This window comes from Corynebacterium sp. CCUG 71335 (genome assembly GCF_024454075.1).
Lineage (GTDB): Bacteria > Actinomycetota > Actinomycetes > Mycobacteriales > Mycobacteriaceae > Corynebacterium > Corynebacterium genitalium.
In genome coordinates, this window is record NZ_JAGPYY010000001.1 from 83,563 (window position 1) to 108,584 (window position 25,022).

Genomic DNA, 25,022 nt, shown 5'->3' on the forward strand with positions numbered 1-25,022 from the left:
GGAACAATGGCTGATCAAGGACCCAACCCGTACGTCGTTGACATTGAGAAGGCGACGGTGGATAACGAGGCCTTCCGCGACACGCTGTGGACCGGCAAGAAGCTCCAGCTGACCGTGATGACTATCCCGCCGGGCGGCGAGATCGGCGCGGAAATTCACGACGACCACGACCAGTTCCTGCGCCTCGAGGCTGGCGAGCTGCGCGCGATGATCGGCGCGTCCGAGACCGACCTCGAGGTCGACCAGGTTGTCGGCGCTGACTGGGCGGCGTTCGTTCCGGCTGGCAAGTGGCACAACTTCACCAACGAGGGCTCGGAGCCCGCGAAGCTGTACTCCATCTACGCGCCGCCGGAGCACGACCACGGCACGCGCCACGAGACGAAGGCTGACGCGGACAACGACCCGCAGGAGACTGACGGCGTTTAAAGCTCGTCCTGCGGAGAGGCCCCGAACGTACTGGAGGTGCGTTGCGGGGCCTTTCGCTTGTCGACGCCCCCCTACACCAACGGCCACGGGAACTGGTACTGGTGGCGCGGAGCCGGGAACATGGGCAGCCCCGCAAGACGTAGGGCGCGTTCCTGCAGTGCCTCGACCTCTGCGGGCTCGAGCAGCTCGGCGATGTCGGCCGGAACGTCATGAATGAGCGGCGAAACGGCCTCGATGAGCGCCGAGTCGATGAACTCGCCTGCGAAGTCCCAGATCACGGTACGCAATTTGGGGTCCTGGTGAAAGCACAGGCCTTGATCGATACCCCACACGTGTTCGGGCCCGGACGGCCCCTCCCCGAGCAGCACATGGCCGGACTTCCGGTCGGTGTTATTGGTCAGCACGTCGAAGACGGCCATGCGGCGAAACTGGTCGTGCAGGTCCTCGCGCGTTTCGTAGAGCGGGAAGTAGTGGGAGCCGTCATTGTCGATGTACAGCTGCAGCGAACCGATCCCTAGCCCCTCGATGTCGCGCACGACAGTCGGCGGGACGAGGTGCCATCCAAGGTGTTCGCTGAGCAGGAACGCCGCGCGCTCCCTCCGCCATAAAGCGGGCGAGAAGTCGTGCAGGTACTGCTCCCCTGCTTCTGGCTTGAATACAGCCCATGCGTACTCACTGTCATCCTGGTCGCCGCCAGCGGTGATGTCGAAGACGAAGGTCATGTTCGACGACCCAGCCACCTGCCCCACGAAACCTAGTTCACCGTGGGTAAGCAGCTCGAGCTCCCGCGTGAACGGCGGCTGAAGCGTGTGGTCAGACAACGCGGCCCACTCCTTCGGCGAACTCAATGACGGTCACGGACGCCGGATCTGCTTTCGCTTTCTGGAATTCGTCCAGGTTCACACCGCGGTAGTGGGTAATGGCCGCCTTGATGGGATCTGCATGGCTGAAGCACGCGACAACGCCGCCCGGGAATTGAGCAGCTGCGCGCTCGATTCCGGCGACGACTCGGTCCTGCATCTCCACAAAGCTTTCCCCGCCGGGGAACCGGAACTGGCTAGGAGTCTTCTGCACGGTTTGCCACTCTGGCAACTTGCTCAAGTCGGTCAACTTCTGTCCCGTCCAGTCGCCGAAATCGCATTCAATGAATGCGTCGTCAACGACCGGCTCCAGCCCGAAAACGCGGGCGGTCGGCTCCGCGGTTTCGCGGGTACGTTCTAAGGGGGAGGTGAAGATGGCGTCGATAAGCGAAAAGCGTTCCTTGAGCTGCACAGCGACACGTTCCGCTTGCTGGCGGCCCGTCTCCGAAAGGTGCAAGCCCGCCGCCCGACCAGGCAGAACGACACCGGTGGTAGGGGTTTGACCGTGGCGGATGAGGAGAACGCGCGTAGTTGTCATCCCGGCCAGTGTATGGCGAGCCGGAGTAGTCTGGGGCGCATGACTTCAGCTCCGAATATCTCGACCCTCGGTGAACTGCGCGAAAGCGGGAATTACCCGTACCGGACAATCCGTGAAGAGCTGCGAGACAATCTTCTCGCAGCGCTGGCGGCAGGCGACAACCCGTGGGAGGGGCTGCACGGCCTGGAGAACACGGTCATTCCGCAAGTCGAGCGCGCGATCATTGCCGGCCACGACATCGTGCTGCTCGGCGAGCGCGGCCAGGGCAAGACACGTCTGCTGCGCACGTTGCCATCGCTTCTCGACGAATGGACCCCTGTCCTCACCAACTCCGAACTGCGCGAACACCCGCTGCACCCGATCACCGACGCTTCCCGGGCGCTGGTGTCTGAGAACGGCGACGCGACCCCGATCTCGTGGCTGCACCGCGACGAACGCTACTCCGAGAAGCTCGCCACCCCAGACACATCGGTGGCGGATCTGATCGGCGATGTGGACCCGATGCGTGTGGCCGAAGGCCGCAGGCTCGGTGACCCGGAGACCATCCACTACGGGCTCATCCCCCGCTCCAACCGTGGCATTGTGGCCATCAACGAGCTTCCTGACCTGGCTGAACGCATTCAGGTAGCCATGCTCAACGTCATGGAGGAAGCAGATATTCAAATCCGCGGGTACATGCTGCGCCTGCCCCTCGATGTGCTGGTCGTGGCGAGTGCTAACCCGGAGGATTACACGAACCGCGGACGCATCATCACCCCGCTCAAGGACCGCTTCGGCGCGGAGATCCGCACCCACTACCCGCTCGAGCTGGCCGCGGAAATGGCAGTCATCGAGCAGGAAGCGGATCTCACAGCCGAGATCCCGCCTGTGCTGCTCGAGGTCCTCGCACGGTTTACCCGCGCGCTGCGCGAATCCCCCGCCGTGAACCAGCGTGCAGGTGTTTCCGCACGCTTTGCCATTGCTGGCGCGGAAACGGTCGCCGCATCAGCTCGCCACCGCGCCGCTGTGTCAGGCGAGGACCCCGTTGCCCGCCTGGTGGACCTTGAAGCCGCCGTCGACGTGATGGGCGGCAAGGTCGAGTTCGAACCCGGCGAGGAAGGACGCGAATGGGAGTTGCTGGAGTACATCCTGCGCACCGCCATCGCCGGGGCCGTGCGTCGGTCGGTGCGCGAAATCGACTTCGCTCCGCTCATTGCCGCGCTGGACGGCACCCGGACAATCTCCACGGGTGAGCACGTCACTGCTGCTCAGTTCCTCGCCGGCCTGCCGGACCTTGACGGCGCAACGCTGTACGACGATTTGACCGCCGCCTTCGCACCCGAGAACGGCGCTGGTTCGGACGGCCACCGTGCCGCAGCCATTGAGCTCGGCATCGAATCCCTCTACTTGTCCCGGAAGATCTCGAAAGACTCTGGAGAAGGCGAAACAATCTATGGCTAGATCCCGCTACACCCGCTATACCGGCGGACGGGACCCCCTGGCTCCCCCGGCGGACCTGACGAAGGCACTGCGAGAAATTGGCAATGAGGTCATGGCCGGCTACTCCCCGGAACGCGCGCTGCGCGAATACCTCCGCCGCGGTGCTGACGGTTTCGAAGGCTACGACGATCTGGTCGCGCGCATTTCCGAGCGCCGCCGCAACCTGCTGCAGCGCCACAACTTGGGCAAGACGCTGCAGGACGTGAAGAAGCTTCTCGACGACGCTGTGCTCGCCGAACGCGGCCAACTCGCCCGCGACGTGCACATGGACGACATGGACCGGCAACTGCGGGAAATGCAGCTGGATAACCTACCCGGTTCCCCTGCCGGCGCAGTGAGCGAACTGGGCACATACGAGTGGGCATCCTCGGAGGCGCGCGAAAAGTTCGAGCAGATCAAGGACTTGCTCGGCCGGGAGATGCTCGACCAGCGATTCTCCGGAATGAAGGATGCACTTGAGAACGCGACGGACGAAGACCGCGCCGCAATTGCAGAAATGCTGCGGGACCTCAATATTTTGTTGGGCAAGCACCGCCTCGGCGAAGATACCGAGGAGGACTTCCGCGCCTTCATGGACAAGCACGGCGCGCAGTTCCCGGAGAACCCCAGCACGATCGACGAGCTCGTGGAGCTGCTAGCCAAGCGCTCTGCGGCCGCCCAGCGCATGCTCAACTCGATGACGGACGAGCAGCGCCGCGAACTCATGGAGCTGTCCGCGCAGGCTTTCGGCTCGCCGGAATTGATGAACCTGATGGGCGAGTTGGACGCGAACCTGCGCGGCATCCGGCCAGACCTCGACTGGCACGGCGGCGAACAGTTCGAAGGAGACGAGGGGCTGGGGCTGGGCGACGCAGCCCGCGCAATGGAGGACCTCGGTCGTCTCGACCAACTGGCCGATGATCTCTCCGGGCTCACCCCGTCGGATGCCGATCTCGAAGACATCGAAGATCTGCTCGGCCAAGACGCGGCCGTGTCCGCGCGCACACTCTCAGACTTGGAGAAGGCGCTGCGCGATGGCGGGCTTCTTCAAAAGGGTGACGACGGCAGCCTCAAACTCTCCCCGCAAGCCATGCGCCGACTCGGCCAGTCACTGCTGCAGGATGCCGCGCAGCACCTCTCCCCGCGGGAGGGGTCCCGGGATTCGTCGTCCGCCGGCCAGACCGGTGAACCGACCGGCTCGAGCCGCGCCTGGGAATTTGGCGACACCCAGCCGTGGGATACGACCCGCACGATCACCAATGCGATTCAGCGTCAAGCTGCAGAAGGATCCCTGAGTGCGGGCCCAGTGAACATCACGATCGGCGACGTAGAAGTCCAGGAAACGGAGGCCCGAACCCGTAATGCGGTGGCCCTGCTCGTGGACACGTCCTTCTCCATGGCGATGGAAGGGCGCTGGCTGCCGATGAAGCAGACTGCTCTGGCCCTGCACCACCTCATCTCTACGCAGTTCCGCGGCGATGAGCTTGCACTGATCGGTTTCGGCCTTTACGCGCAGACGATGGACATCTCCGAGCTGACCGCCTTGCCGCCGCTGCAGGAAAAAGGCACGAACTTGCACCATGCGCTGCTGCTCGCGGACCAGTTCTTCTCCCGCCATCCGAACATGAACCGCACGCTGCTCATCGTCACCGACGGGGAACCGACCTCCCACCTCACCCAGGACGGAGAGCCTGTCTTTTACTGGCCCACCACGCGCGAAACCCTCGCGCTGACCGTCACGCAGCTCGATACTGTCACGCGTCGCGGGGCGCATACCACCTTCTTCCGCCTTGGAGGTGACCCGAATCTCGTCGCGCTTCTCGACGCACTAGCCTCCCGCGCCGGCGGCCGCGTCGTCGCCCCCGACCTCGACGAGCTCGGTTCCGCGGTCGTCGGCGAGTTCCTCGGCGGCTTGTGGTGACACAGTGAACCTGAGTGGCTATTCGGGCATTCCTTAACGTTTCGGACATTCCAGCTTCACGTCGCCGCCACCTTTCTGACTTAGGTTCGATTGCGGTTCTCTGTCTCTGCATGTGCCAGTAGCTGAGTACGGACCGACATTTTCCCCCAACCGCTTTCGAACCGAAAGGTGCCCACGCATGCGTAAGAACTTGCGCGCCACCATCGCTACCGCGACGATCAGCGCCCTGTCCGCATCCGCTCTGACCGTGCCGGTCGCATCCGCCGACGAACAGACCGCCAAGATCTCCATCTCGAATATCACCGACTTCCACGGCCGCTTCGAGCACGACGAGAAGAACTCCATCCCCGGCGCCGAGCGCTTGAAGTGCGCCATCGACCAGGAGGCCGAACCGTTCGGCGACGCGCACATTTTCACCTCCTCCGGTGACAACATCGGCGCTTCACCGTTCTCGGCCATGCTGCTTGACGACGCTCCCACCATCGAGGTCCTCAACCAGATGGGCCTGAAAGTCTCCGCTGTGGGCAACCACGAATTCGACAAGGGCGCGGCAGACTTGTCCGAGCGTGTCATCCCGGACGCTGCCTTCCCTTATCTTGCAGCGAACGCTGATTCCGTGAACGGCACGGAGCCGTACCACGTCGAGGAAGTCGACGGCGTGAAGGTCGCTTTCATCGGTACCGTCACCGCCGACATGCCGAACCTGGTCAGCCCGGACGGCATCGCGGGCATCACGTGGAACGACCCAGTTGCCACCACCAACACTCTGGCGGAGGATCTCAAAGACAAGGGCGAAGCCGACGTTGTGGTCGCCCTCGTCCACGCCGGCGGCATCGCCCCGGACAAGTTCGAGGCTGTCGACGTCGCATTCCTCGGCCACACCCACGTGGTTGTTAACCCAGATGCCTCCACCACCCCGGTTGTGGCGCAGGCTGGCCAGTACTCCCAGGGCTTCGCTAACGTTGACTTGAGCATCGACCGTGCAACCAAGCAGGTCACCGTCGATGAGGCGAAGGTCGTCGACAATGCCACCGTCCTCGCATGTGACAAGGCCTACCCGGAGATTGCCACGACCGTCTCGACAGCCGCAGCGGAAGCCGAAGAGCAGGGCAAGCAGGTCGTGGCCAACACTCCGGTCGCGTTCACTCGCGGCAGGAACGAGGGCGCAGAATCCGGCACGAACCGCGGTGTCGAATCCTCACTGAGCAACCTGCTCGCGGAGGCCGCTAAGTGGAGCGTCGCGGCGAACTCGAACGTCACGCCGGACATCGGCATCATGAACGCGGGCGGTGTCCGCGACGATCTCCCTGCAGGTGACGTGACCTACAAGCAGGCGTTTTCCGTTCAGCCGTTCGGCAACGAGAACTCCTACAAGTCCATCAAGGGCAAGGACTTCAAGGACGTCCTCGAGCAGCAGTGGAAGCCCGGTCAGGACCGCCCGCGTCTTGCGCTCGGCCTGTCCAACAACGTGTCCTACACCTACAACCCGGACGCGGAGCAGGGTCAGCGCATCACCTCCATCACCATTGACGGCAAGCCGATGGACATGGAGAAGGACTACGTCATCGCCGGTTCCACCTTCCTGCTCGGCGGTGGCGACAGCTTCGAGGCCCTGACCCGGGGGTCCGAGATGTCTAACATTGGCCTGCTCGATGTCGACGCATTCATCCAGTACCTCAAGAGCGACGAGGAACTCGCCCCGCGCGGCCAGTCCGCCGTGGGCGTGAAGCTGGACCAGCCGCTCAAGCCTGGAACGGACGCCACTATTGATCTGTCTTCCCTGATCTACACCATCGACGACCCGGCCAAGAAAGTCACTGTCTCACTCGAGAACGCTGGAGGCGACAAGCTCGCCGAGGCATCTACCGACATCGATCCGGACCTCGGCGAGCAGGGCTACGGCGAGGCCGGCAAGGCCACCGTCAAGCTGGCCGTCCCAACTGACGCTAAGGGCGATCTGGTCCTGCGCATCACCACCGACGCGAAGACCGACGTCACCATGCCGGTCAAGGTGGAGGGCAACAACGGCGACAGCGACACCGACGACAACAATGGCTCCGCCGCATCCTCTGCCGCCAAGGGAGTGCTGCGCTTCTTCCGTGCGCTGGCTGCCATCGCCGCGCTGATCGGTGCGCTCAATTTCTTCAACCCGAAGCTTTTCGAGGACACTCGGAAGCCTTTTCTCGGGAATGATGTCGTAACTGGGAACTGACACGACCACTGAATAGGCGCCGCTGGGGTTTCCCGGCGGCGCCTGAGCGTTTCTAGATTCTCAGTATCGCCTTTTACAGCGGAGCGAAAGCGTTTCTGCAGGTCAGATTTCGGACATGAACCTGAAAGGCGATACTGAAAAAGTAACTCCCGCCCGACCAACCCCGGAAGAGCCCGCCAGGAGTAGATTCGCCCAGGTGAGTACGTACGCCCAAGATCAGCGCTCGCCATGGCCGGCTTTGTGGTCGATGATGCTCGGATTCTTCATGATCCTCGTGGATTCCACCATCGTCGCCGTGGCCATCCCGGCGATTGCTGGAAGTTTGGACGCCTCGTACAACGAGGTCATCTGGGTCAACAGTGCTTATCTGCTGGCATACGCTGTCCCGCTGCTGATCACAGGACGGTTGGGCGACCGCTTCGGTCCGCGCAAGCTGTACCTAACAGGGCTCGCCCTGTTCAGCGTGTCCTCACTGGTCTGCGGGATGGCGGGCGCGGTCGGATCGGTCGGGGTGCTCATCGCCGCCCGCGCGTTCCAGGGTCTGGGCGGGGCGATGTTGTCCCCGCAGACGATGTCGGTGATGATCCGCACGTTTGCGCCGAACGAACGCGGCACCGCGATGGGCCTGTGGGGCGGCACGGCGGGTGTCGCCACAGTCGCAGGTCCGCTGCTGGGTGGCTTCCTCGTGGACCTCGGCGGCTGGGAGTGGATCTTCTACGTCAATGTGCCGGTGGGCATCATCGGCCTCATTCTCGCGTGGAAGCACGTCCCCCGACTGGAACTCACCGCGCGCAGTTTCGATTGGCTCGGTGTCGCGCTCAGTGCTGCGGGCATGTTCTGCTTGATCTTCGGGATTCAGGAGGGTGCGAACTTCAACTGGGACATTCGCGTGGTGGGCCTCATCGCGACAGGCGCAGTGCTGCTCGTGGCGTTTGTGTGGTGGCAGACGCGCACGTCGCGCGATGCGCTGGTTCCGCTTTCGCTTTTCGACGACAGGAATTTCGCTCTCGCCTCCCTCACCATCGCCACCGTTGGTTTCGCGGTATCGACCTTCACTATCCCGTGGATGATTTACGTCCAGAGCGTGAAGGTTCTCACGCCCACGCAGGCAGCTCTGCTGATCTTGCCCTCGGGCGTGGTGTCGGGAGCGTTGTCTGGGTTCATCGGCAAGCTGACCAATACGCGCGACCCGAAACCGATCGTGATCACCGGTTTGAGTGTGACTGCGTTGAGCATGGTGGCGGCGGCGGGGATCACACAGCCGTCGATAAGCAGTGCGTGGATGCTGCTCATCTCCGTCTTTTATGGTTTGGGGAACTCGATGATGTGGGGGCCGCTGTCGATGATTGCCACGCGCAATCTCGATCCGCGGCTGGCGGGGGCTGGGTCGAGTGTGTACAACACGGTGCGGCAGGTCGGTGCGGTCATCGGGTCGGCGAGCGTGGCCGCGATGATGTCGGCGCAGCTGGCCGCGCGTGTTGGTGACGGCGACTCGACGTTCGCTGGGCCACTCCCGGAGCCGCTGCACGAACCATTCGCCACAGCGATGGCCGCCACAATCCTGCTACCTGCCGGAGTCCTCGCTGCGGGCGCCGCACTGGCGCTGTTCTTCAATAAGACTCGGACGTGGAACGACAACTAGCGGATGTGTGCGCCGGGTCACAAATTTCTAGCCATTTCGCCCCCACGAACAGTTTTGCAGTTCTAAGGTGTATCTCATGTGGAACCCTTTAGCTAAGCCATTTCGCCATGACGAGAACGAAACCCCCTACGCGAAGCCGGAGGATTTTGTCGCCGATGCTTCGAGGCGTCCTGCGGCCTTCATTTCCGGTGGTGCATCCGGCATCGGTAAGGCAACGGCCCAGCGTCTGCTGAACATGGGCTGGACCGTCGGCTCCTATGACGTCAACGAGACCATCTGGGGCACAGACGACATCCCCGAAGGCCAGCTGATCACCGGCCACCTGGACGTCACCGACCGCGAGAACTGGGATGCGGCTCTTCAGGACTTCACCTCCAAGACCGGCGGCCGCCTGGACTTCCTCTTCAACAACGCCGGCATCATCATCGATGGCGAGGTTGTGGACCAGGATCCGGAGAAGGTCCAGTTGCTCACCGACATCAACTGCGTCGGCGTTGTCTACGGTGCGCAGGCCGCATACCCCTACCTCAAGGCGACGAAGGACGCGGTGATGATCTCCATGTCGTCGGCATCGGCGATCTTCGGCCAGCCGGAGATCTCCACGTATTCCGCATCGAAGTTCTTCGTCAACGGCATGACGGAGGCGCTGTCGGTCGAGTGGCGCAATGACGACATCCGCGTCCACGACATGATGCCCCTGTGGGCCGCCACCCAGGTGGCCAACGTGAAGGCCCAGTCGGTGAAGAACATGGGCGTCAACCTCACTCCCGGCGACATTGCGGATGAGACGATCAAGGTGCTCACTTCCAAGCAGCCGTGGATCAAGTGGGTGCAGCACCACTCGGTCAGCCTCTCCGACCGTGGCTTGAAGTGGCTGCGCAAGCCGTTCCCGGACCCGATCGCTCACGTCTTGATGCGTTTTGCCGCCGTCTGGTAGTCGCCCCCGCAGACGTCAGGACAAGCCACGCGCCAGGAAGTTCCGTCCCGCGGGCACCTACCCCATCGACACCGGGTCAGCGCGGATCATCACCGACCCGGAGCGCGATGGGGCGTACGTGTTGGAGGTCAACGGTGTGCCGTCGTCACGCATTGTGTTGGGTGCGCCGCGGGTGCTGGGCTTCGACTACATGGAGTGGATTGCCGCGTGCCTGCGCGAGCCGCGCACCGTCGTCCACCTCGGCGGTGCCGGGTGCTCTCTGCCGCGCTATTGCGCCGACGTCTGGCCGGAATCGCGCAACATCCTGGCCGGAATCGCGCAACATCGTTGTGGAGATCGATGGCGCGTTGAGCGAACTCACCCGCTCGCTTTTCGACGTCCCCGCCCACTTCCACACCAGCGACGCCCGCACCTACGTGCACTCCCTATCCCCGGGCAGCGTCGACGCTGTCATCCGCGATGTTTTCGACGGGCCCACCACCCCACGCCACGTGACGACGGTCGAGTTCTACCGCGCCGTCGCACGCGCCCTGTCCCCCGGCGGGGTCTATGTGGCCAACATTGGAGACCGCGCAGGTCTCGCCGAAACACGCGCAGAGCTCGCCGGGATGGTGGAAGCGTTTCCGCACGTCGGCGCACTATCTACGCCTGGCATGCTCTCTGGGAACAGCTACGGCAACGTGGTCGTGTGGGGCAGCGACCGCGCTGTTGGACCGGGTGCGGTCAACGGCGTCAAGCAAGCGGACGCTGCGTGGGTTCGCACGATGACTGAGGGGATTGCACCCCGCCGCGACTAGGCTTGCAGGCGTTATGACTGCGCAAAGTAGAAGTGGCGAGCAAATCCGCGTCACCCACTGGATCGCCGACCGTGGCGAGCGCCCCCTCATCCGCGGCTGGGCCCACCTGTTCGCGGCCCAAGCGGCCACCATCGCCGCCACCGTGCTGATCACCTTTTCCTGGATGACGCTCACCTGGCTGGAGGCGCTGAGCGTGACCATCTACGGTGCCGGCCTGATCGCACTGTTCTCGGTCTCGGCGACCTACCACCGCTTCCCGTGGCGCACCCAGCGCGGCGTCGAGGCGTGGAGGCGAGCCGACCACGCCATGATCGCCGTCTTCATCGCCTCCACGTACACCCCAATGTGCGTCATCGCGCTACCGCCGCGGATGGCGGCGTGGACCCTGGCCATCGCATGGGTCGGTGCGCTGGGCAACCTCGCGCTGAAGTTGTTCTGGTCGGGCCACCCGCGCTGGCTCTCCCCCATCATCTACGTCGGGCTGGGCTGGATCATCATCCCGCTCATCCCCTACCTATGGAACAACGCCAACCCGGCCGTGCTGTGGCTTCTTTTCGTCGGCGGTGTCGCCTACACCGTGGGTGCCGCGATCTATGGCTTCAAGTGGCCTGGGCGCGAGGCCCGCTACTACGGCTACCACGAGCACTTCCACACCCTGACCATTGTTGCTGCGATCGTGCACCTGATCGCTGTGTGGATCCTCGTCGTCAGCGCCGGATAAAGCCGGACGCGGCAGCAGCTAGCGGCTGAAGACCGACTGCAGCGGCTCCTCGCCTTCGCGGATCTCACGCTGGTAGATCTCGCGCTGACGCGGGTTCTCGTTCGGGTCGTCGATGTGGAGCGCCTGGCGGCGGGCGTTGTAAATCACGATGGATCCGGCGATCGCCAGCAGCGACACCACAACCAGGACGACCAGGCCGGTCCAGAACGCGCTGTCGTAGATGCCGTCGACAGTGCGGACGAACAGGTTGCGGGCGTGGCTCATCGGGTGGAACGGGTTCAGGGCCGCCAGCGGTGCCGGCAGTGTAGACAGCGGCCAGACGGAGCCGGAGGTGAACAGGCCCAGAGCGAAGAATCCGATATTGAACATCGCGCCCACCACGCGTCCGAACAGGATGCGGAAGAACTGGAAGACGGAGGTACCCATCACGTCGATCAGCAGCAGGGTCATGATCATGACGGGCCAGCTCACCGGGCGCCAGCCGAGGGTGATGGACACGAACGCCAGCAGTGCAGTCAGCGCGACGTTGACACCGAAGTTGCTCAACCACGCGGACAGGACCGGGCCGGTGGCGCCGGATGCCTTGTGGCGGCGGCCAATCGCATGCGGCAGCAGGATGGACATGACCGCCATGAGCATGAAGTTGATCACGATGAGGCCGATGATGGAGAAACCACTCGACGGCTCCTTCACGGTCGGGTCAGCCTCATCGACAACGAGCTGCGTCGGGTGCTCGTTCGCCTCCATGAAGGCGATCGGGACGGCGATCTGGTCGGAGGACTTGTCCATGTCTTTGACCTCGGGGGCGCGCTGTGCGCCGTCGCCAAGCTTGGTGGACAGCTCGGTGGAGCCGTCCTTGAGGCGGGTGGTGCCGTCTTGGAGCTGGGCGCCGCCGTCGACAAGCTGGGTGGTGCCGTCCTTGAGGCGGGTGGTGCCGTCGTGCAGGCGGTTCGCGCCGTCGGTCAGTCGGGTGACACCGCCGTTGAGCTGGTCGGTACCGTCAGCCAGCTGGTTGGAGCCGTCGATCAGGCGGTTGAGGCCGTCACGGTACGGCATGTTCGGGTCGGAGAGGTTCGCGTAGAGCTCGCCGGTACCGTCGCGCAGACGGTTGAGGTCGTTGACGACGTTCTGCGGATTCTCCGGGTCGAGCTGCTTCACAATGCCGTCAATCTTGTCGGCCTGCTCGTTCATGCCCACAGTGCGCAGCGTGTCCACGATCGGCTTGAGCTGGCCCACGCCACCCTGCACGTTCTGAAGCAGCGGGATGAGCATGTCGGTGAGCTTGTTGACGCCTTCGTCGATCTGGCGGGCACCGTCGGCGAGCTGGTCGGTACCGCCCTCGAGCTGCGTCAGGCCGTCGCGCAGCTGGTAGGCACCGTCCTTGAGGCGCCCTGCACCGTCGCCGAGCTCACCGACACCTTCCTTGAGCTCTCCCGTACCGTCGTTGAGCTGCGTGGCACCGTCGTCAAGCTGGTTGATGCCATCGACTGCACGACCGGTACCCTCCTTCAGCTGGCCAGCACCTTCGTCGAGCTGCTTGGAGCCGTCGGCTGCGGCGCGGATGCCGTCGCCAAGCTCGTTGATGCCGCCGAGAACCTCCTCGCCGTAGGTCTTAGCCACCTCGGCTTTGACCTCGGACTGGATCTGCGGGAGCAGGCCGGAGGTCAGCACCGCACCGTTGGTGCCGTTGTAGTCGTTGAGGTTGATCAGGATCTCCGCTTGCTGCGGCTCCGGGTCGATCACGCTGACGACCTTCTCGGAGAAGTCCTCCGGGATAGTCACGGTGAACAGGTACTTGCCCGTGAGCAGGCCCTGCTTCGCCTCTTCATCCGACACCTTGGAGAAGTCGAGGTAGTCGCGGCTGGTCAGACCTTCGACGACCTGGTCGCCGATATTCTCCATCCCGGCACCTTCACCGCGGTCAACGCCCTTGTCGTTGTTGACCACAGCCAGGCGCGTCTGCGGCACGGAGCCCGTCGGGTCCCACATGGACCACATGTACAGTCCGGCGAACAAAAGCGGCACGACCATCGCCAGGATGATCAGCGTGCGTGCGACCGCGGAAAACGGACGCCAGGTCAGAAGGCGTTCGAGCGGCCCCATGTTTTCCCGGGCCTGAGCCTGGGCGGAATCGCCCTGGCCTGTAATTTTGGTGCTCAACGGTAACCTCTCTCCGGTTCGACGCCCGCATCACATTGACTGGAAGCACAATATTTAGCGGACGTGATCAAAATTACTTTGTAGAGGAATATAGCTCTAATCGCCCAGGAATTCATAAGTTTTCAGCGTGAGTTTGTGCGCATTCCACAGAAATAACCGATATCCGCCCCCGGGCAGTACTGTGTTATCCCAGCTCAGGAGTCCAATCGACATCGCTGGGTTGCTTATCGTCGCGCCACCCTCGCCACGCGGCGTGTCGCACTTTCCCGTCGCGCGTACGCCCCGCCAGCGCGACTTCCGCGACGTACGTCGGCTCCACCCACCATGCGTCCTCAGGCATTCCGCTTATCGACGGCTCCTTGCGCCTCACCTTTTCCAACCGCCGTTCAATCTCCTCGATATCCTTGGTGCTGAACCCTGTGCCGACGCGGCCGGCATACGTGAGCTCTCCATCCTCATCGGGCACAGCGACAAGGAGCGAGGCGATCCCGCGCTTGCCTTCACGCACACCGACGACCACGACTTCTTGGTGGATCTGGAATTTGATCTTGATCCACGCTGTGCCCCGCTGGCCGGGGAGATACGTCGAGTCCGTCCGCTTCGCCACCACCCCTTCGAGCTTCAGCTCGCGGCTCACTGCGATCGCCTCCTCCAGGCTGCCTGTATGTGCGGGAGGAATGGCCACGTAGTCACCGCTGTCCAGAAGACTGCGCAGCAACTCGCGACGCTTCTCGTACGGCTCGCGAATCAGAGAGCGCCCTTGTCCGCCCGGGGTGCCCATGTGGAGAATGTCGAAGACCATGTAGCGAATCGTCGCCTCATCACCACCCAGCTCGCCTTTTCTGTGCGCCTGCAGAAGGCCGAAGTCCGGCCGCCCTTGGGCATTGAGCGCGACTACTTCCCCATCGAGAACAGCGCCGCCAGAGTCATCTCCGATGAGTTCCTGAAGTTCCGAGAGCTCCGGGAAGATGTCCGTGTAGTCCTTCCCGTTGCGGCTGGAGAGCACTACTCCTCCCCCGTCGCGTGGATCACCGACACCGGCGATAATGCGGTAGCCGTCCCACTTCATCTCGAAGGCCCACGTCTCGCCGTCTTTCTTTCCCAGTCGGATGTCGGCCTCGCTGCCAGCGGTCGCGAGCATCGGCTCCGGTACGTCAGCGACGCTAAACGGCACGGATGCAGGTTCGGCGGGTGGCTCGAAGGCTGGCTCGGCAACTGGCTCAAGGGCGGGCTGTTTCTTCATGAACTTCATCAGCCACTGCTGTTGCTCAGAGCCCTCGCGGGATCCGGTGCGGATCATCGCATACCGGCGCGGCACTCCGCCCAAACCGCCGTCGGGACGGCCGCGAAGGACGACGATGACCTCCTTGCCGTCACGCCACTTCTCTACCTCGATCGTGCCGGTGTCCCAGATGCTCACCTCCCCGGCGCCGTACTGCCCCTTTGCGATGGCCCCTTCAAACGCGGCGTACTCAATCGGGTGGTCTTCTGTCTGGACCGCGAGCCGGTTCTCCGCCGGATCGAGCGGCGGGCCCTTCGGCACCGCCCAGGACACGAGCACCCCCTCGCGCTCGAAGCGGACATCCCAGTGCAACGACGAGGCGTGATGCTCCTGGATGACGAAGATGGGCTCCTCCCCGGCGCGGTCGGCCGGCGGTTCGGCGGGGACGGGTTCGGCGGTTTTGGAGGGGTTGCGCATGGAGCGGTACGTCGATAAGCGATCGGGGTGAAAGCCCAGGTGCGCGAGCGGATCACTGTCATCCGCAAGCCGCTCCATGACCTCGGTGTACTCGAGCTGGCTCGGGTCTTCGAGCTCGTCCCACGTGCGTGGGGCGGCAACGGTCGGCCGTTCGCGGCCGCGCAACGAGTAGGGCGCCACGGTCGTCTTCGACCCGTTGTTCTGGCTCCAGTCGATGAAGACCTTCCCGGCGCGCTGATCCTTCTTCATCACATGCGTGACCTCATCCGGATTGTCCGCGGCGAGTGCGCGGGCCAGTTCCTTCGCCACCGCTGAAACCCGGTCCGCAGTGCTCGTGCCGTCGAGCGCGGCGTAGATGTGGATACCCTTCGACCCCGATGTCACAGGAACGGACTCCATGCCCATGCCGTCGAGGATCTCCTTGCACCAGCGGGCGACTTCGGCGCACTCGGCAAGGCCCACGCCAGGACCAGGGTCGAGGTCGAGGACCATGCGGTCAGGGTTGGCGGGGTAACCGGTGTCGTCGAAACGCCACTGCGGGGTGTGCAGCTCCAACGCCGCGACCTGCGCGAACCAGGCCAACACAGCGGGCTCGTCGGCGAGCGGGTACCGGTTTGTCGACGTCTTGTGCGCGATGATGCCGAACGGGATCCACTCCGGCGCCGAATCTTCCAAGTCCTTGCGGAAGAAGGCTTCTCCTCCGACACCGTCCGGGAACCGCTTTCGCGTCACGGGGCGGCGGGCGATCTGCGGGATGAGCGCATCGGCGACCGTGAGGTAGTAGTGCATCACGTCCGCCTTCGTCACGGCCGGAGCATCATCCGTGGCCGGGTAAAGCACCTTGTCCAGGTTGCTCACGGCGAGAGTGCGCTCGCCGACCTGAAATTTCTTGCTGCGCGCCATGAACTGCCTTTCGCTTACTCTCCCACAGAACTTACATAACCCCCGTACACTGCGGGTATGCGCGCAATTTGGAGCGGTTCCATCACCTTCGGCCTCGTCAACGTCCCGGTCAAGGCCTACGGGGCGACCGAAGACCACGACATTTCTTTTCACCAGGTCCACGACAAGGACGGCGGCCGCATCCGCTATGAGCGCCGATGCGAGGTGTGCGGCGAGAAGGTCGAATACAAGAACATCGATAAGGCCTTCGAAGAAGACGGCGAGACAGTCGTGCTCACCGCCGACGATTTCGAGTCCCTGCCGGAAGCGAACAACAACGAGATCGAAGTCGTCCAGTTCGTTCCCGCCGATCAGATCGACCCGATCATGGCGGAGAAGGCCTACTACCTCGAGCCCGTCGGCAAGACGCCCAAGTCCTACCTGCTGCTGCGGGAAACGCTCAAGAACACCGACCGTATGGCCGTGGTCAAGTACGCCCTGCGCAACAAGACCCGCCTGGGCGCGCTGCTCGTGCGTGGCAAAACCCTCGTGTTGCAGGGCATGCTCTGGGCCGACGAGATCCGCGATGTGAACTTCAAGGGCGTCAATTCGCGCGCGAAGATCGGCGACAAGGAGCTTGAGCTCTCCGCCGCGCTCGTCGAGCAATATTCCTCAGACTTCACCCCGGATGAGTTCTCTGACGACTACCAGATCGAGCTGCGCAAGCTTATCGACGCGAAATTCGAGTCCGGCGACACCCTGGACACCTCGAAAACATTCGGCGAGGATGCCGACTCCGACTCCGACAGCAGCGACGACGGTGACGACGCTGACGTGGTCGACCTCATGGAGGCTCTGAAAGCCTCGCTAGACAGGAAGAAATCCGGCAAGTCCAGCAAGTCCGGGAAATCCGCTTAGGAACACCGGCTAGAGAGTGTGTGATGTTCAGCGCAGCCTTGTTCGCCGCGGCGGTGTTTCTCGTCTTCCTGGGTTACAGGGATTACAAGTCCCGCGAGCGCTTCGCACAGAAGGGTGTGCGTGTCACAGGTCGCGTTGTTGACACCTACCTGCGGGAGACTCCCACTACAGATTTCAAAGTTCGCAGTAAAACCGACCGCAACATGATCGAGACCATCGAGTTTCACACCGTGGACGGAACCCCGATTCTCGGCCGGCCGTCCGATGGCGTTGGAGAACTCAACCGAATGGGTATGACTGTCCGGGGGATCTACGACCCAGACTCGCCGAACCATTTCTTGGCCCCAGCGTCCGAGGATGCAGAGATTAGTGTCATTGAGCCGTTTGTGACGATGGCCGCCGGTGGATTCTTCGCGTTGGTTGCCCTGATCTTCCTGTTTACCTAGATCTTTTCAGACCAGTCCTGAACCTACCCCCTCCCCGGCGCGTTACACATGATGAATAGGCACCTAACACTGAAGCGTGGAACCAATGGATTACATTCTTCTCATCATGGCCGCAGTGGTCATTTTCAAAGGCATCTCTGACTACATGTCCCGCGAGAGGCTCGCCTCGCATGGGGTGCGTGTGGAAGGCCGGGTCGTGGATTCGTTCATGCACGAAAAACGCACGCAGGACAGAGGCAGCCGTACGAGAGTGGAGCGCACCATGGTTGAAACGATTGAGTTCACCACTGTCGATGGCCAGCCGCTTCTGGGGCAGCCAGCCCATTCTGATGTGGGGATGAACAACCGCATCGGCCAGATCGTGACGGTGATCTACGACCCGAACTACCCGCAGCACTTCACCGCCCCCGCCCACGGGAACGATGTCAACGTCGTGCTACCCGTCACGACAATGCTCATCGGTGGACTCATGTTGCTGGTTGGTCTGATTGCGGCGTTCTAATCGCCCCGCGCGTCGACGACATTGAGAGCAAAGACCGCGTCAGCGTGTTCGCCGCCGGCCTGAAGGATCGGTTGCCGGGTGAGTATCCGGAGGTGGTGGCGGGAATCGTCGATAAGCTTGGACCTGAACTCACGGAGAGCGAGGGCTATTTCAACCACTCGTTCCACCTGTGGCCCGTCAGCCGCTACATCGAGGACTACGGTGCATTAGCCCCAGTACGTCTCGGCGATTTCGTTGCATATGCGCCGACCCGAAGCTGCAGTGTGAGAAGGCGGAATGAACCCTCGGTTTGCCAGGCAGCGAGCAAAATACACGCACATGCACAATTCCGGTTCTTCATTTGACCATCGCCTACGCTCTGAGCACTGTAGCTTTGCGGACTAACGGCCGCGTTAGACTGACGAGCAACGTAACCCCCGAAGACCGTTGCGGGCCCCTATTCTCGCGGCCCGAGAGATAGCACCTACGCTTTGAGCCGGTTAGTTGCGACTGACGCGTTTCTTTACCCTCATCGGTCACCTAGGAATCGGCACGCCGACGGAAGGCGACCTGCGCATGAAAGACTGCATCGACCAGATCGTTTTAATGTTCTGTTCGAAGAGATTGCCCTGTTCCCACAGCTTCCGCACAGACCATGGGCACAATCCCTTGAGCAAAATGGTGCCCAACTTCATTAACCATCCGTTTCACTAGGTTCACTCATACTTCCGTTGAGTGCCGTGGACCACGCACGCTTCACTACATCAGGCCGACGGAAATGGCCGAATGACCAACAGCAGACAGCCCTCCGGCTCACAGGTTCGCATTTTCATTCTCAGTGACCCGTTATTTCTCTTTCCGGGGATCCCATGAATCGGCTCACTAACCTTTTTCGAGTGCCATCTCTAGAAAGGAAAGTTAAATGAAGGGGTACCGTAATGCTGAGCGTGCCTTGGCCATTTACCTGTCTTCGATCACGGGATTCGTGGACACCATCGGATTCATGTACCTCGGGGGGTACTTCCTCTCGTTCATGTCGGGCAACACCACCCGCTTGACCGCCGCAATGAGCGAGCGGCGCTGGGAAGTCGCCGGCCTCACCGGAAGCATCATGATCACGTTTCTCGTAGGTGTCGGCGTAGGCGCAGCCATTAGCCAGTTGGGACGTCGTATGCTCCCGCACACGCGCACGCGCGAAGCGGTTCTCCTGTTCATTTGCCTAACTTCAACGTTCGCATCAATTCTCATTACTGTCGATGCTCAGCTCGCGGCGATGTACATGCTCTCTTTCACCGTAGGTGCTATGAACTCGACGTTCGAGCGTGACGGTGAAGTCTCGATCGCTCTGACCTATATGACGGGGACCTTGGTGAAGATGTCCCAGCGCTTTGTGGGTGCGCTCTTCGGTGACCCCCACAAGCATTGGCTCGGACACTTCGCCTTGTGGGCGTCTCTGGCGTGCGGCGCCCTGCTTGGTGGTCGCGCATATGTGTTGTTCGGCACCGATGCCGTGTACATCGTTAACGCTCTGATTGTGTTCGGCGCTCTCGTTGCGATTATCAACCGGCAGCGCCTGCGCAACCGCGGTTTGCCGGTTTAGTCCTTCACCGCACGAAAACTGCATTGAGACAGCGTGATCAAACCCATCCTGACGTTTGCCTCAGACGCGTTCTTCGTGGTGGATGTGATGCTCTAGCCAGCTAGTTGCCGGGCCTCCTCGCTGGTAGGGGGCGAGCTGCGAACCGCCCGGTTAATCGAACGACTGTACAGTGGCTGCCATGAAGATGAAGTACTACTTCGGCGCAGACACCGCCCACAAGCTCGGCAAGCAGCTCGGGATCGACGCCGAGGAGTACGCCGCCTGGGTCGCCCCACGCGTCGACGACCTTGAGATCAAAGACCGCGTCAGCGTGTTCGCCGCCGGCCTGAAGGATCGGTTACCGGGTGAGTATCCGGAGGTGGTGGCGGGAATCGTCGATAAGCTTGGGCCTGAACTCGCGGAGGGCGAGGGCTATTTCAACCACTCGTTCCACCTGTGGCCGGTCAGCCGCTACATCGAGGACTACGGGCTGGAGCATCCGGAGGTCTCGCTTGACGCGATTGAGGCACTGACCCGCGTGTTCACCGGCGAGTGGGCAGTGCGGCCGTTCCTGGCACGCTACCCGGAGGCCACGCTGGAGTGTGTCCACGTATGGTCGCGGTCGGATTCGCACAATGTCCGCCGCTTATCGACGGAAGGCATCCGCCCCCGCCTCCCCTGGGCCGCCGTCCACAGGCCGTTCACTGAAGATCCGTCACCCATCCTGCCGGTGCTCGACCGTCTCTACAACGACGAGTCGCTGTACGTGCGCACATCCGTGGCCAACAACCTCAATGACATCGCGAAGACGCACCCGGACCTCGCGGTGGCGACAGCGCGGCGGTGGCGCGAAGAAAACGACTCCCCCGAGGTCACCTGGGTGGTCGACCGCAGCCTGCGCGGCCTGGTGAAGCAGTCCCACCATGAAGCGCTCGACGTGGTCGGTTTCGCGCCGGACGCGGGCATTGAACTGCACTCGGTGGCATTCCCGGTTGCTGCAGCGATTGGGTCTAGCGTCGAACTCACCGCCACACTGGTCAACCACGGCGACACCGCGCGCGATGTCCTCGTGGATTACAAACTGCACTTCCTCAAAGCCAACGGTGGCCGCCGCCCCACTGTCTTCCGCTTCGGCCGTTTCACTCTCGCGCCGGGCGAGGAGCTTGAAATTTCCAAGACACACCCATTCCGCGTGACTGGGACCCGCACCTACTACCCCGGCACGCAGGCCGTGTCCGTCGTAGTCAACGGCATCGAGAGCGAGCCGATCGCGTTTGAGCTCTCTGCTGCGGACGCGGAGTGATTCCCCGATTCACGCTCGCACACCTACAGCTCGCGGATGTAGCACAGCATCCGGTATTTGCGTCCTGCCCCCTCCGTCTCGACATTGCTGAAACCGTGGCGCTCATAGAAGCGGCGCGCGCCGGTGTCCGGTTCATCGACGTTGATGTGGATTTCCCCGCAACCGCGTGCGCGCAGTTCGTCCACGACCGTGGTGATCATGCCGGTACCGATTCCCTGCCCGCGCAGCTCCGGGACAACATACAGCTCCTCGAGCTGAGCTAGCGGGCCGTCGTAGTACGGCGTGGGGCGCAACGTCAGGTACGCGAACCCGACTGGGGCGGGATGTTCTGCGAGCACGACCAGCACGTCTTCCCGCTCAAGGAGAGTGCGCCACCGCCGGGTGAGTGCGGCCTCATCCGGCACAGATGCGTCGAACTCGGCGTTGAACGCGCGCAACAAGGCGCTGAGGGCAGCGGCGTCGGCACCGTGGGAACGCCTGTAAACCGTGGTCATGCACACCACTCTTAGTCGGGTGTTACGTTAGCTGCACGCTCGCTTTTCGACGCGCCGACGACGCGACCCGATGAAGGGTTACCGCAGAGGTGAACACGCGCTGGCGATCTTCCTGTCGGCAGTGGCCGGGTTCGTGGACACGATCGGCTTCATGTACCTGGGTGGTTACTTCTTGTCGTTCATGTAGGGAAACACCACGCGCATGACCGCCGCCGACACGCACCCGCGAAGCTATCCTCCTGTTCATTTGTCTCACGTCGACGGTGGCTTCGGGGTTGCTGGCGGGAGGCATCGATAAGCTCGCGGTGTATGTGCTGTCCTTCACTGTCGGTGCCATGAACTCCACGTTCGAGCGCGGCGGCGAAGTGAGCATCTCCCTGACCTACATGACGGGCACGATGGTGAAAATGTCGCAACGGTTCGTCGGCGCGTTCTTCGGCGGCCTGCGCGCGGTGTGGGTGGTCAACGTCATGCTCGTCGCCGCGACAGCCGCAGCGTTAGTAAACAGGCAGCGGCGACGCGACCGCGGACTGCCGGTCTAAGGCCTACTTCCCCAACTCTTTGCGCCGCTGGTGCGCCAAGCGGAGACGCTCAGCGCGCTCCTTGTTGGCGTCTTCCATGATTTCTTCGAGCACCTCATCGTCTTCATCGCTGATCCCGTAGAAGGTGTACAAACCCGCTGTCAACACACCCGCGACGGGTAAGACGACCCAAAAGTAGTCCCAGCTGAACACGAACATGCCCAAGAAGAACATGGTCATCGTCGCTGCCCACAACACCGCCAAAGCGCTGTCGAGCTTGCGTTTACGGGCAATCATGTTCTCCAACTCGGCGTCAGAGTCACGATGCGCTGGAGCTGGAACCGGACCCTCACTGACCTCAGGCAAATCTGTGAACAGCGCGCTAATTTCACCGCGGGTGCGCGCAGCCGCAGCCTGTCCGGAACGCTCCTCAAACTCCGCCGGCGTGAGATATCCATTGGCGAAGTGCTCCCCCAGCCGGTCCAACGCCGTCGAGCGCTCCGTATCCCCTACTCGAACATTGGGCGCACCGTGCGACTCCGCCATTTCGTCCTCCTTGCTCAGTTTCCTCACAGCCTACCTCGCTGAGCAGTTTAGAATGAGGCCATGAACATCGATGCGACCATCGCCGTCGGGTTTCTTATCGTGTTCGTACTCGTGAATATTGCCGGAGCGCTGTTCTTTCACCTCGCAGAAGACGTCACAGAACCGGGCTATGGCTCCCCAACGCCCAACGGTGTCCCCTACCGTCCCTCCTCACTTCACCACCGGCACTCCTGGCGTTATCGCCCTGGCGACAGAACTGTCTCGCCGCCTCGCAGAAACCCCCTGCCGCGTGTTCACCACCCCGGACAGCGTGGTTATCGAATCCGCCCCGGACTCATTGCCCCACGGCCACTGGTTCACCATCACGCTCACGGAAACACCTACGGGATTCAAGCACCGGGACCGTCAGTGGACTGGACGCAGGGGGCACTATAGCGAAGCCGTCCCTTTGACTAGCGTCCAATGGAGTACCCGCCGTTCGTGGAGTATTGGCGCGTCTTGGGAACTGGAACGAGTGAACGGCAAATGGGTCAAACGCCGCACAGAGAAGCCCTTCGACCTAGACCACGAGATCCAGCAGTCCCTTCGTGCCATCGGGGCCACATAGCATTCTTGGTTTTTCGGTTTCACCGCCGGTTAGAGGTTAGGAAGACTCCGCTCCGCCGCACACGCCCCCGGGTCTCGGCGGATCTAGATTTTTAGTATCGCCTTTCAGTCAGTTGGCGAAGATCCCACCTGGGAAAACGTTACCGTGCCGCCGCGGAGGGCGATATTAAACATGTAGAACCGCCTTGATCCTCCCCTCCATCTACGAACCAGCCCGACGGGCTTAATCCTGCTGCGGGCTAAACTCGCCGACATGGAACGCAGTTATGAGTGGGAGCACGTCAGCGATCGCCGCATCCGAAACGAGGCAACAGTTCGGTTCGAAGTGGGCGGGCTGGCGGCCACGGGCACTCAGACCGGCTCCGACTACAAGGCGGAATGGCAGCTCGACGCGCGGGACAACTGGACGACTCAGCGGGTTGCCGTATCCGTTGTGGGCGAGGATTGGAAGCGGAGCTTGATCCTCTCCCGGTCCGCTACGGGAAAGTGGTCCTCCGAAACTGCGCTGGACGGTCAACAGCCGGCCGACATGGCCCCGCCAGGCATCGCCACGGGTGAGGATCTCACCCAAGCACTCGATTGCGACCTCGGTCTATGCCCGCTCACGAACACGATGCCGATACGCCGGTTAGGCTTGCTGGGCTCGGCAGTACCGGAAACGAAACTCATCATGGCGTGGATCGACACGCCGTCGCTCCAGGTGATCGCATCCGACCAGTACTACGCGTCGGTTGATTCTCAGACGGTGAGCTACGCCAGCGGCACGCGCGGAGTCGATGTCGAACTGCAGGTTGACGATGACGGAGTGGTGCTCCTCTACCCGGATATGGCGCGCAGGGTGTGATCGCCTTCGTACTCAACTCCGCGAGACGTTCCTAGTCATTGGCCTCCGCACCAGAACCCGCTCCTGGGGCCGAAAGAATTTCACGTTCTTTGGTGTCGCTAAGGCCCGTTTGTCGAGGTTCAACGCGCTGCCGTTCATAGTTCAAGGCTGAGACTAGAGTCTCTCCGAGCGATCGAATCTTCAACCCCATTCCTACCGCGAGACTGCGATCAAGAAGCGCAATCTTGCGTAGGTCAGTTCCAGGTATCCACAACGGTAAAGATTCAGGACCCATCCACGGAGACACACCATGTTCTGAAAGCATCTGGTCGTTTACTACTCTCGGCTGGGCACCATTACCCGCAATCTTTTGCGAGATTGCGAGCACCTCTGCAAGGGTGGTCGGCTCGCCGGCCACGTTTACTACACCGTCCGCACGGTTTTCTGCGCACCTAACAATCCAGTCTGCTAGATCCTGAGCATCGATCATGGCAACGGGGAAGCTTGGATCCGGCACAACGACTTCATCCGCAACAGGATTAGCGAACCGCCATGGGTAGTAACCGCTGCGCCCTGTTACATCTCCTGCGCCGCCAATCAACCCTGGTCGAATGACGAGTACCTTTGGAAATGCTGTTAAGTACGCCTTCTCGCATGCTGCCTTCGCCGCGGCGTATTGCTGCATGTCCACCATGAAGTCATCCTGGAGGGGAGGAACGATCTCATCTGATTCTGCATTGATCACAGACGGGTCTGCATAGACGCTGCTCGAAGATACGAATATAGCCTGACCAGCCGTAAGTTGCTCGACCACCCGGCTCGCGTGTTTCGGCTGGCTCGTCAGATCAATGACCGAATCCCATGAATCATCTGCTACTGGATTCAGAGCCGTTTCAGTATCTCGGTCGCCTTTCACGAACCGTACGCCGTCTATGGGAGGGTTGGTTCCCCGCGCCAAACACGTCACCTTGTGCCCTCGCGTCAGGGCAGCTCGCGCAATGTGCGCTCCTAAAAACCCAGTTCCACCAAGAAGAAGAATGTTCATGAGTGGA

Annotated in this window: 22 protein-coding genes; 15 read left to right on the forward strand and 7 right to left on the reverse strand. The window is 62.2% G+C overall.

The features are described from left to right. Positions 1 to 6 precede the first annotated feature (6 nt). Positions 7 to 426 (forward strand): cupin domain-containing protein, encoded by a 420-nt coding sequence (locus KBX19_RS00400; RefSeq protein ID WP_005290855.1) that lies wholly within the window; start codon positions 7 to 9, stop codon positions 424 to 426. 71 nt (positions 427 to 497) lie between these two features. Here KBX19_RS00400 and KBX19_RS00405 read toward each other — a convergent pair whose 3' ends face one another. Both KBX19_RS00405 and KBX19_RS00410 read right to left on the reverse strand, forming a co-directional pair. Then, positions 498 to 1,247 carry an SCO1664 family protein gene (locus KBX19_RS00405; RefSeq protein WP_005290859.1) on the reverse strand — a complete coding sequence of 250 codons (750 nt, stop codon included), beginning with the start codon at positions 1,245 to 1,247 and terminating at the stop codon, positions 498 to 500. Next, positions 1,240 to 1,824: a histidine phosphatase family protein gene (locus KBX19_RS00410; protein ID WP_005290862.1), complete on the reverse strand. Its 585-nt coding sequence runs from the start codon at positions 1,822 to 1,824 to the stop codon at positions 1,240 to 1,242. The genes KBX19_RS00405 and KBX19_RS00410 overlap by 8 nt, the downstream gene beginning before the upstream one ends. A gap of 39 nt (positions 1,825 to 1,863) precedes the next feature. Here KBX19_RS00410 and KBX19_RS00415 point away from each other — a divergent pair, with 39 nt between their 5' ends. From KBX19_RS00415 to KBX19_RS00445, 7 genes are all read left to right on the forward strand, one after another. Beyond that, positions 1,864 to 3,264 (forward strand): magnesium chelatase, encoded by a 1,401-nt coding sequence (locus tag KBX19_RS00415; RefSeq protein ID WP_005290865.1) that lies wholly within the window; start codon positions 1,864 to 1,866, stop codon positions 3,262 to 3,264. Then, positions 3,257 to 5,203: a VWA domain-containing protein gene (locus KBX19_RS00420; RefSeq protein WP_005290869.1), complete on the forward strand. Its 1,947-nt coding sequence runs from the start codon at positions 3,257 to 3,259 to the stop codon at positions 5,201 to 5,203. The genes KBX19_RS00415 and KBX19_RS00420 overlap by 8 nt, the downstream gene beginning before the upstream one ends. 178 nt (positions 5,204 to 5,381) lie before the next feature. Further along, positions 5,382 to 7,415 (forward strand): bifunctional UDP-sugar hydrolase/5'-nucleotidase, encoded by a 2,034-nt coding sequence (locus KBX19_RS00425; protein ID WP_005290872.1) that lies wholly within the window; start codon positions 5,382 to 5,384, stop codon positions 7,413 to 7,415. A 196-nt stretch (positions 7,416 to 7,611) separates the two neighbouring features. Beyond that, entirely contained in the window at positions 7,612 to 9,057 is a 1,446-nt protein-coding gene (locus KBX19_RS00430) for a DHA2 family efflux MFS transporter permease subunit (RefSeq protein WP_005290874.1), read from the forward strand. A gap of 76 nt (positions 9,058 to 9,133) precedes the next feature. Beyond that, positions 9,134 to 9,994: an SDR family oxidoreductase gene (locus tag KBX19_RS00435; protein ID WP_005290877.1), complete on the forward strand. Its 861-nt coding sequence runs from the start codon at positions 9,134 to 9,136 to the stop codon at positions 9,992 to 9,994. Positions 9,995 to 10,239: 245 nt separating this feature from the next. Then, entirely contained in the window at positions 10,240 to 10,791 is a 552-nt protein-coding gene (locus KBX19_RS00440; RefSeq protein ID WP_255997019.1) for a fused MFS/spermidine synthase, read from the forward strand. 13 nt (positions 10,792 to 10,804) lie between these two features. Then, positions 10,805 to 11,512 carry a hemolysin III family protein gene (locus KBX19_RS00445; protein ID WP_005290883.1) on the forward strand — a complete coding sequence of 236 codons (708 nt, stop codon included), beginning with the start codon at positions 10,805 to 10,807 and terminating at the stop codon, positions 11,510 to 11,512. Positions 11,513 to 11,530: 18 nt separating this feature from the next. Here KBX19_RS00445 and KBX19_RS00450 read toward each other — a convergent pair whose 3' ends face one another. Continuing rightward, positions 11,531 to 13,672, reverse strand: a complete 2,142-nt coding sequence (locus KBX19_RS00450) for a YhgE/Pip family protein (RefSeq protein ID WP_255997020.1) — start codon at positions 13,670 to 13,672, stop codon at positions 11,531 to 11,533. A 184-nt stretch (positions 13,673 to 13,856) separates the two neighbouring features. Next, a complete protein-coding gene (locus KBX19_RS00455; RefSeq protein ID WP_255997021.1) occupies positions 13,857 to 16,274 on the reverse strand; it encodes an ATP-dependent DNA ligase in 2,418 nt (805 codons plus the stop codon). A gap of 57 nt (positions 16,275 to 16,331) precedes the next feature. On the opposite strand from KBX19_RS00455, the gene KBX19_RS00460 reads away from it, so the two are divergent. From KBX19_RS00460 to KBX19_RS00480, 5 genes are all read left to right on the forward strand, one after another. Next, positions 16,332 to 17,171, forward strand: a complete 840-nt coding sequence (locus tag KBX19_RS00460) for a Ku protein (RefSeq protein ID WP_255997022.1) — start codon at positions 16,332 to 16,334, stop codon at positions 17,169 to 17,171. Positions 17,172 to 17,194: 23 nt separating this feature from the next. Then, a complete protein-coding gene (locus KBX19_RS00465; protein WP_255997023.1) occupies positions 17,195 to 17,617 on the forward strand; it encodes a DUF3592 domain-containing protein in 423 nt (140 codons plus the stop codon). An 85-nt stretch (positions 17,618 to 17,702) separates the two neighbouring features. Then, positions 17,703 to 18,119, forward strand: coding sequence for a DUF3592 domain-containing protein (locus KBX19_RS00470; protein WP_255997024.1), 417 nt, complete (start codon positions 17,703 to 17,705; stop codon positions 18,117 to 18,119). 901 nt (positions 18,120 to 19,020) lie between these two features. Further along, a complete protein-coding gene (locus tag KBX19_RS00475) occupies positions 19,021 to 19,698 on the forward strand; it encodes a YoaK family protein (RefSeq protein WP_005290893.1) in 678 nt (225 codons plus the stop codon). Positions 19,699 to 19,876: 178 nt separating this feature from the next. After that, the gene (locus KBX19_RS00480; RefSeq protein ID WP_255997025.1) at positions 19,877 to 20,980 is read left to right on the forward strand and encodes a DNA alkylation repair protein; all 1,104 of its coding nucleotides are present in this window, start codon (positions 19,877 to 19,879) and stop codon (positions 20,978 to 20,980) included. Positions 20,981 to 21,003: 23 nt separating this feature from the next. Here the strand turns inward: KBX19_RS00480 and KBX19_RS00485 are convergent, their stop codons facing one another. After that, positions 21,004 to 21,474 carry a GNAT family N-acetyltransferase gene (locus tag KBX19_RS00485; RefSeq protein ID WP_255997026.1) on the reverse strand — a complete coding sequence of 157 codons (471 nt, stop codon included), beginning with the start codon at positions 21,472 to 21,474 and terminating at the stop codon, positions 21,004 to 21,006. 263 nt (positions 21,475 to 21,737) lie between these two features. Between KBX19_RS00485 and KBX19_RS00490 the strand changes: the two genes are divergently transcribed. Further along, complete coding sequence (locus KBX19_RS00490; protein ID WP_255997027.1) at positions 21,738 to 22,016, forward strand: DUF1275 family protein; 279 nt, start codon at positions 21,738 to 21,740, stop codon at positions 22,014 to 22,016. 3 nt (positions 22,017 to 22,019) lie between these two features. Here the strand turns inward: KBX19_RS00490 and KBX19_RS00495 are convergent, their stop codons facing one another. Next, complete coding sequence (locus tag KBX19_RS00495) at positions 22,020 to 22,541, reverse strand: DUF1707 domain-containing protein (protein WP_040423788.1); 522 nt, start codon at positions 22,539 to 22,541, stop codon at positions 22,020 to 22,022. A gap of 859 nt (positions 22,542 to 23,400) precedes the next feature. Between KBX19_RS00495 and KBX19_RS00500 the strand changes: the two genes are divergently transcribed. After that, positions 23,401 to 23,991, forward strand: coding sequence for a putative glycolipid-binding domain-containing protein (locus KBX19_RS00500; protein ID WP_255997028.1), 591 nt, complete (start codon positions 23,401 to 23,403; stop codon positions 23,989 to 23,991). A gap of 31 nt (positions 23,992 to 24,022) precedes the next feature. On the opposite strand, the gene KBX19_RS00505 is transcribed toward KBX19_RS00500, so the two are convergent. After that, positions 24,023 to 25,015, reverse strand: coding sequence for an NAD-dependent epimerase/dehydratase family protein (locus KBX19_RS00505; RefSeq protein ID WP_040423790.1), 993 nt, complete (start codon positions 25,013 to 25,015; stop codon positions 24,023 to 24,025). Between the last annotated feature and the right edge of the window lie 7 nt (positions 25,016 to 25,022).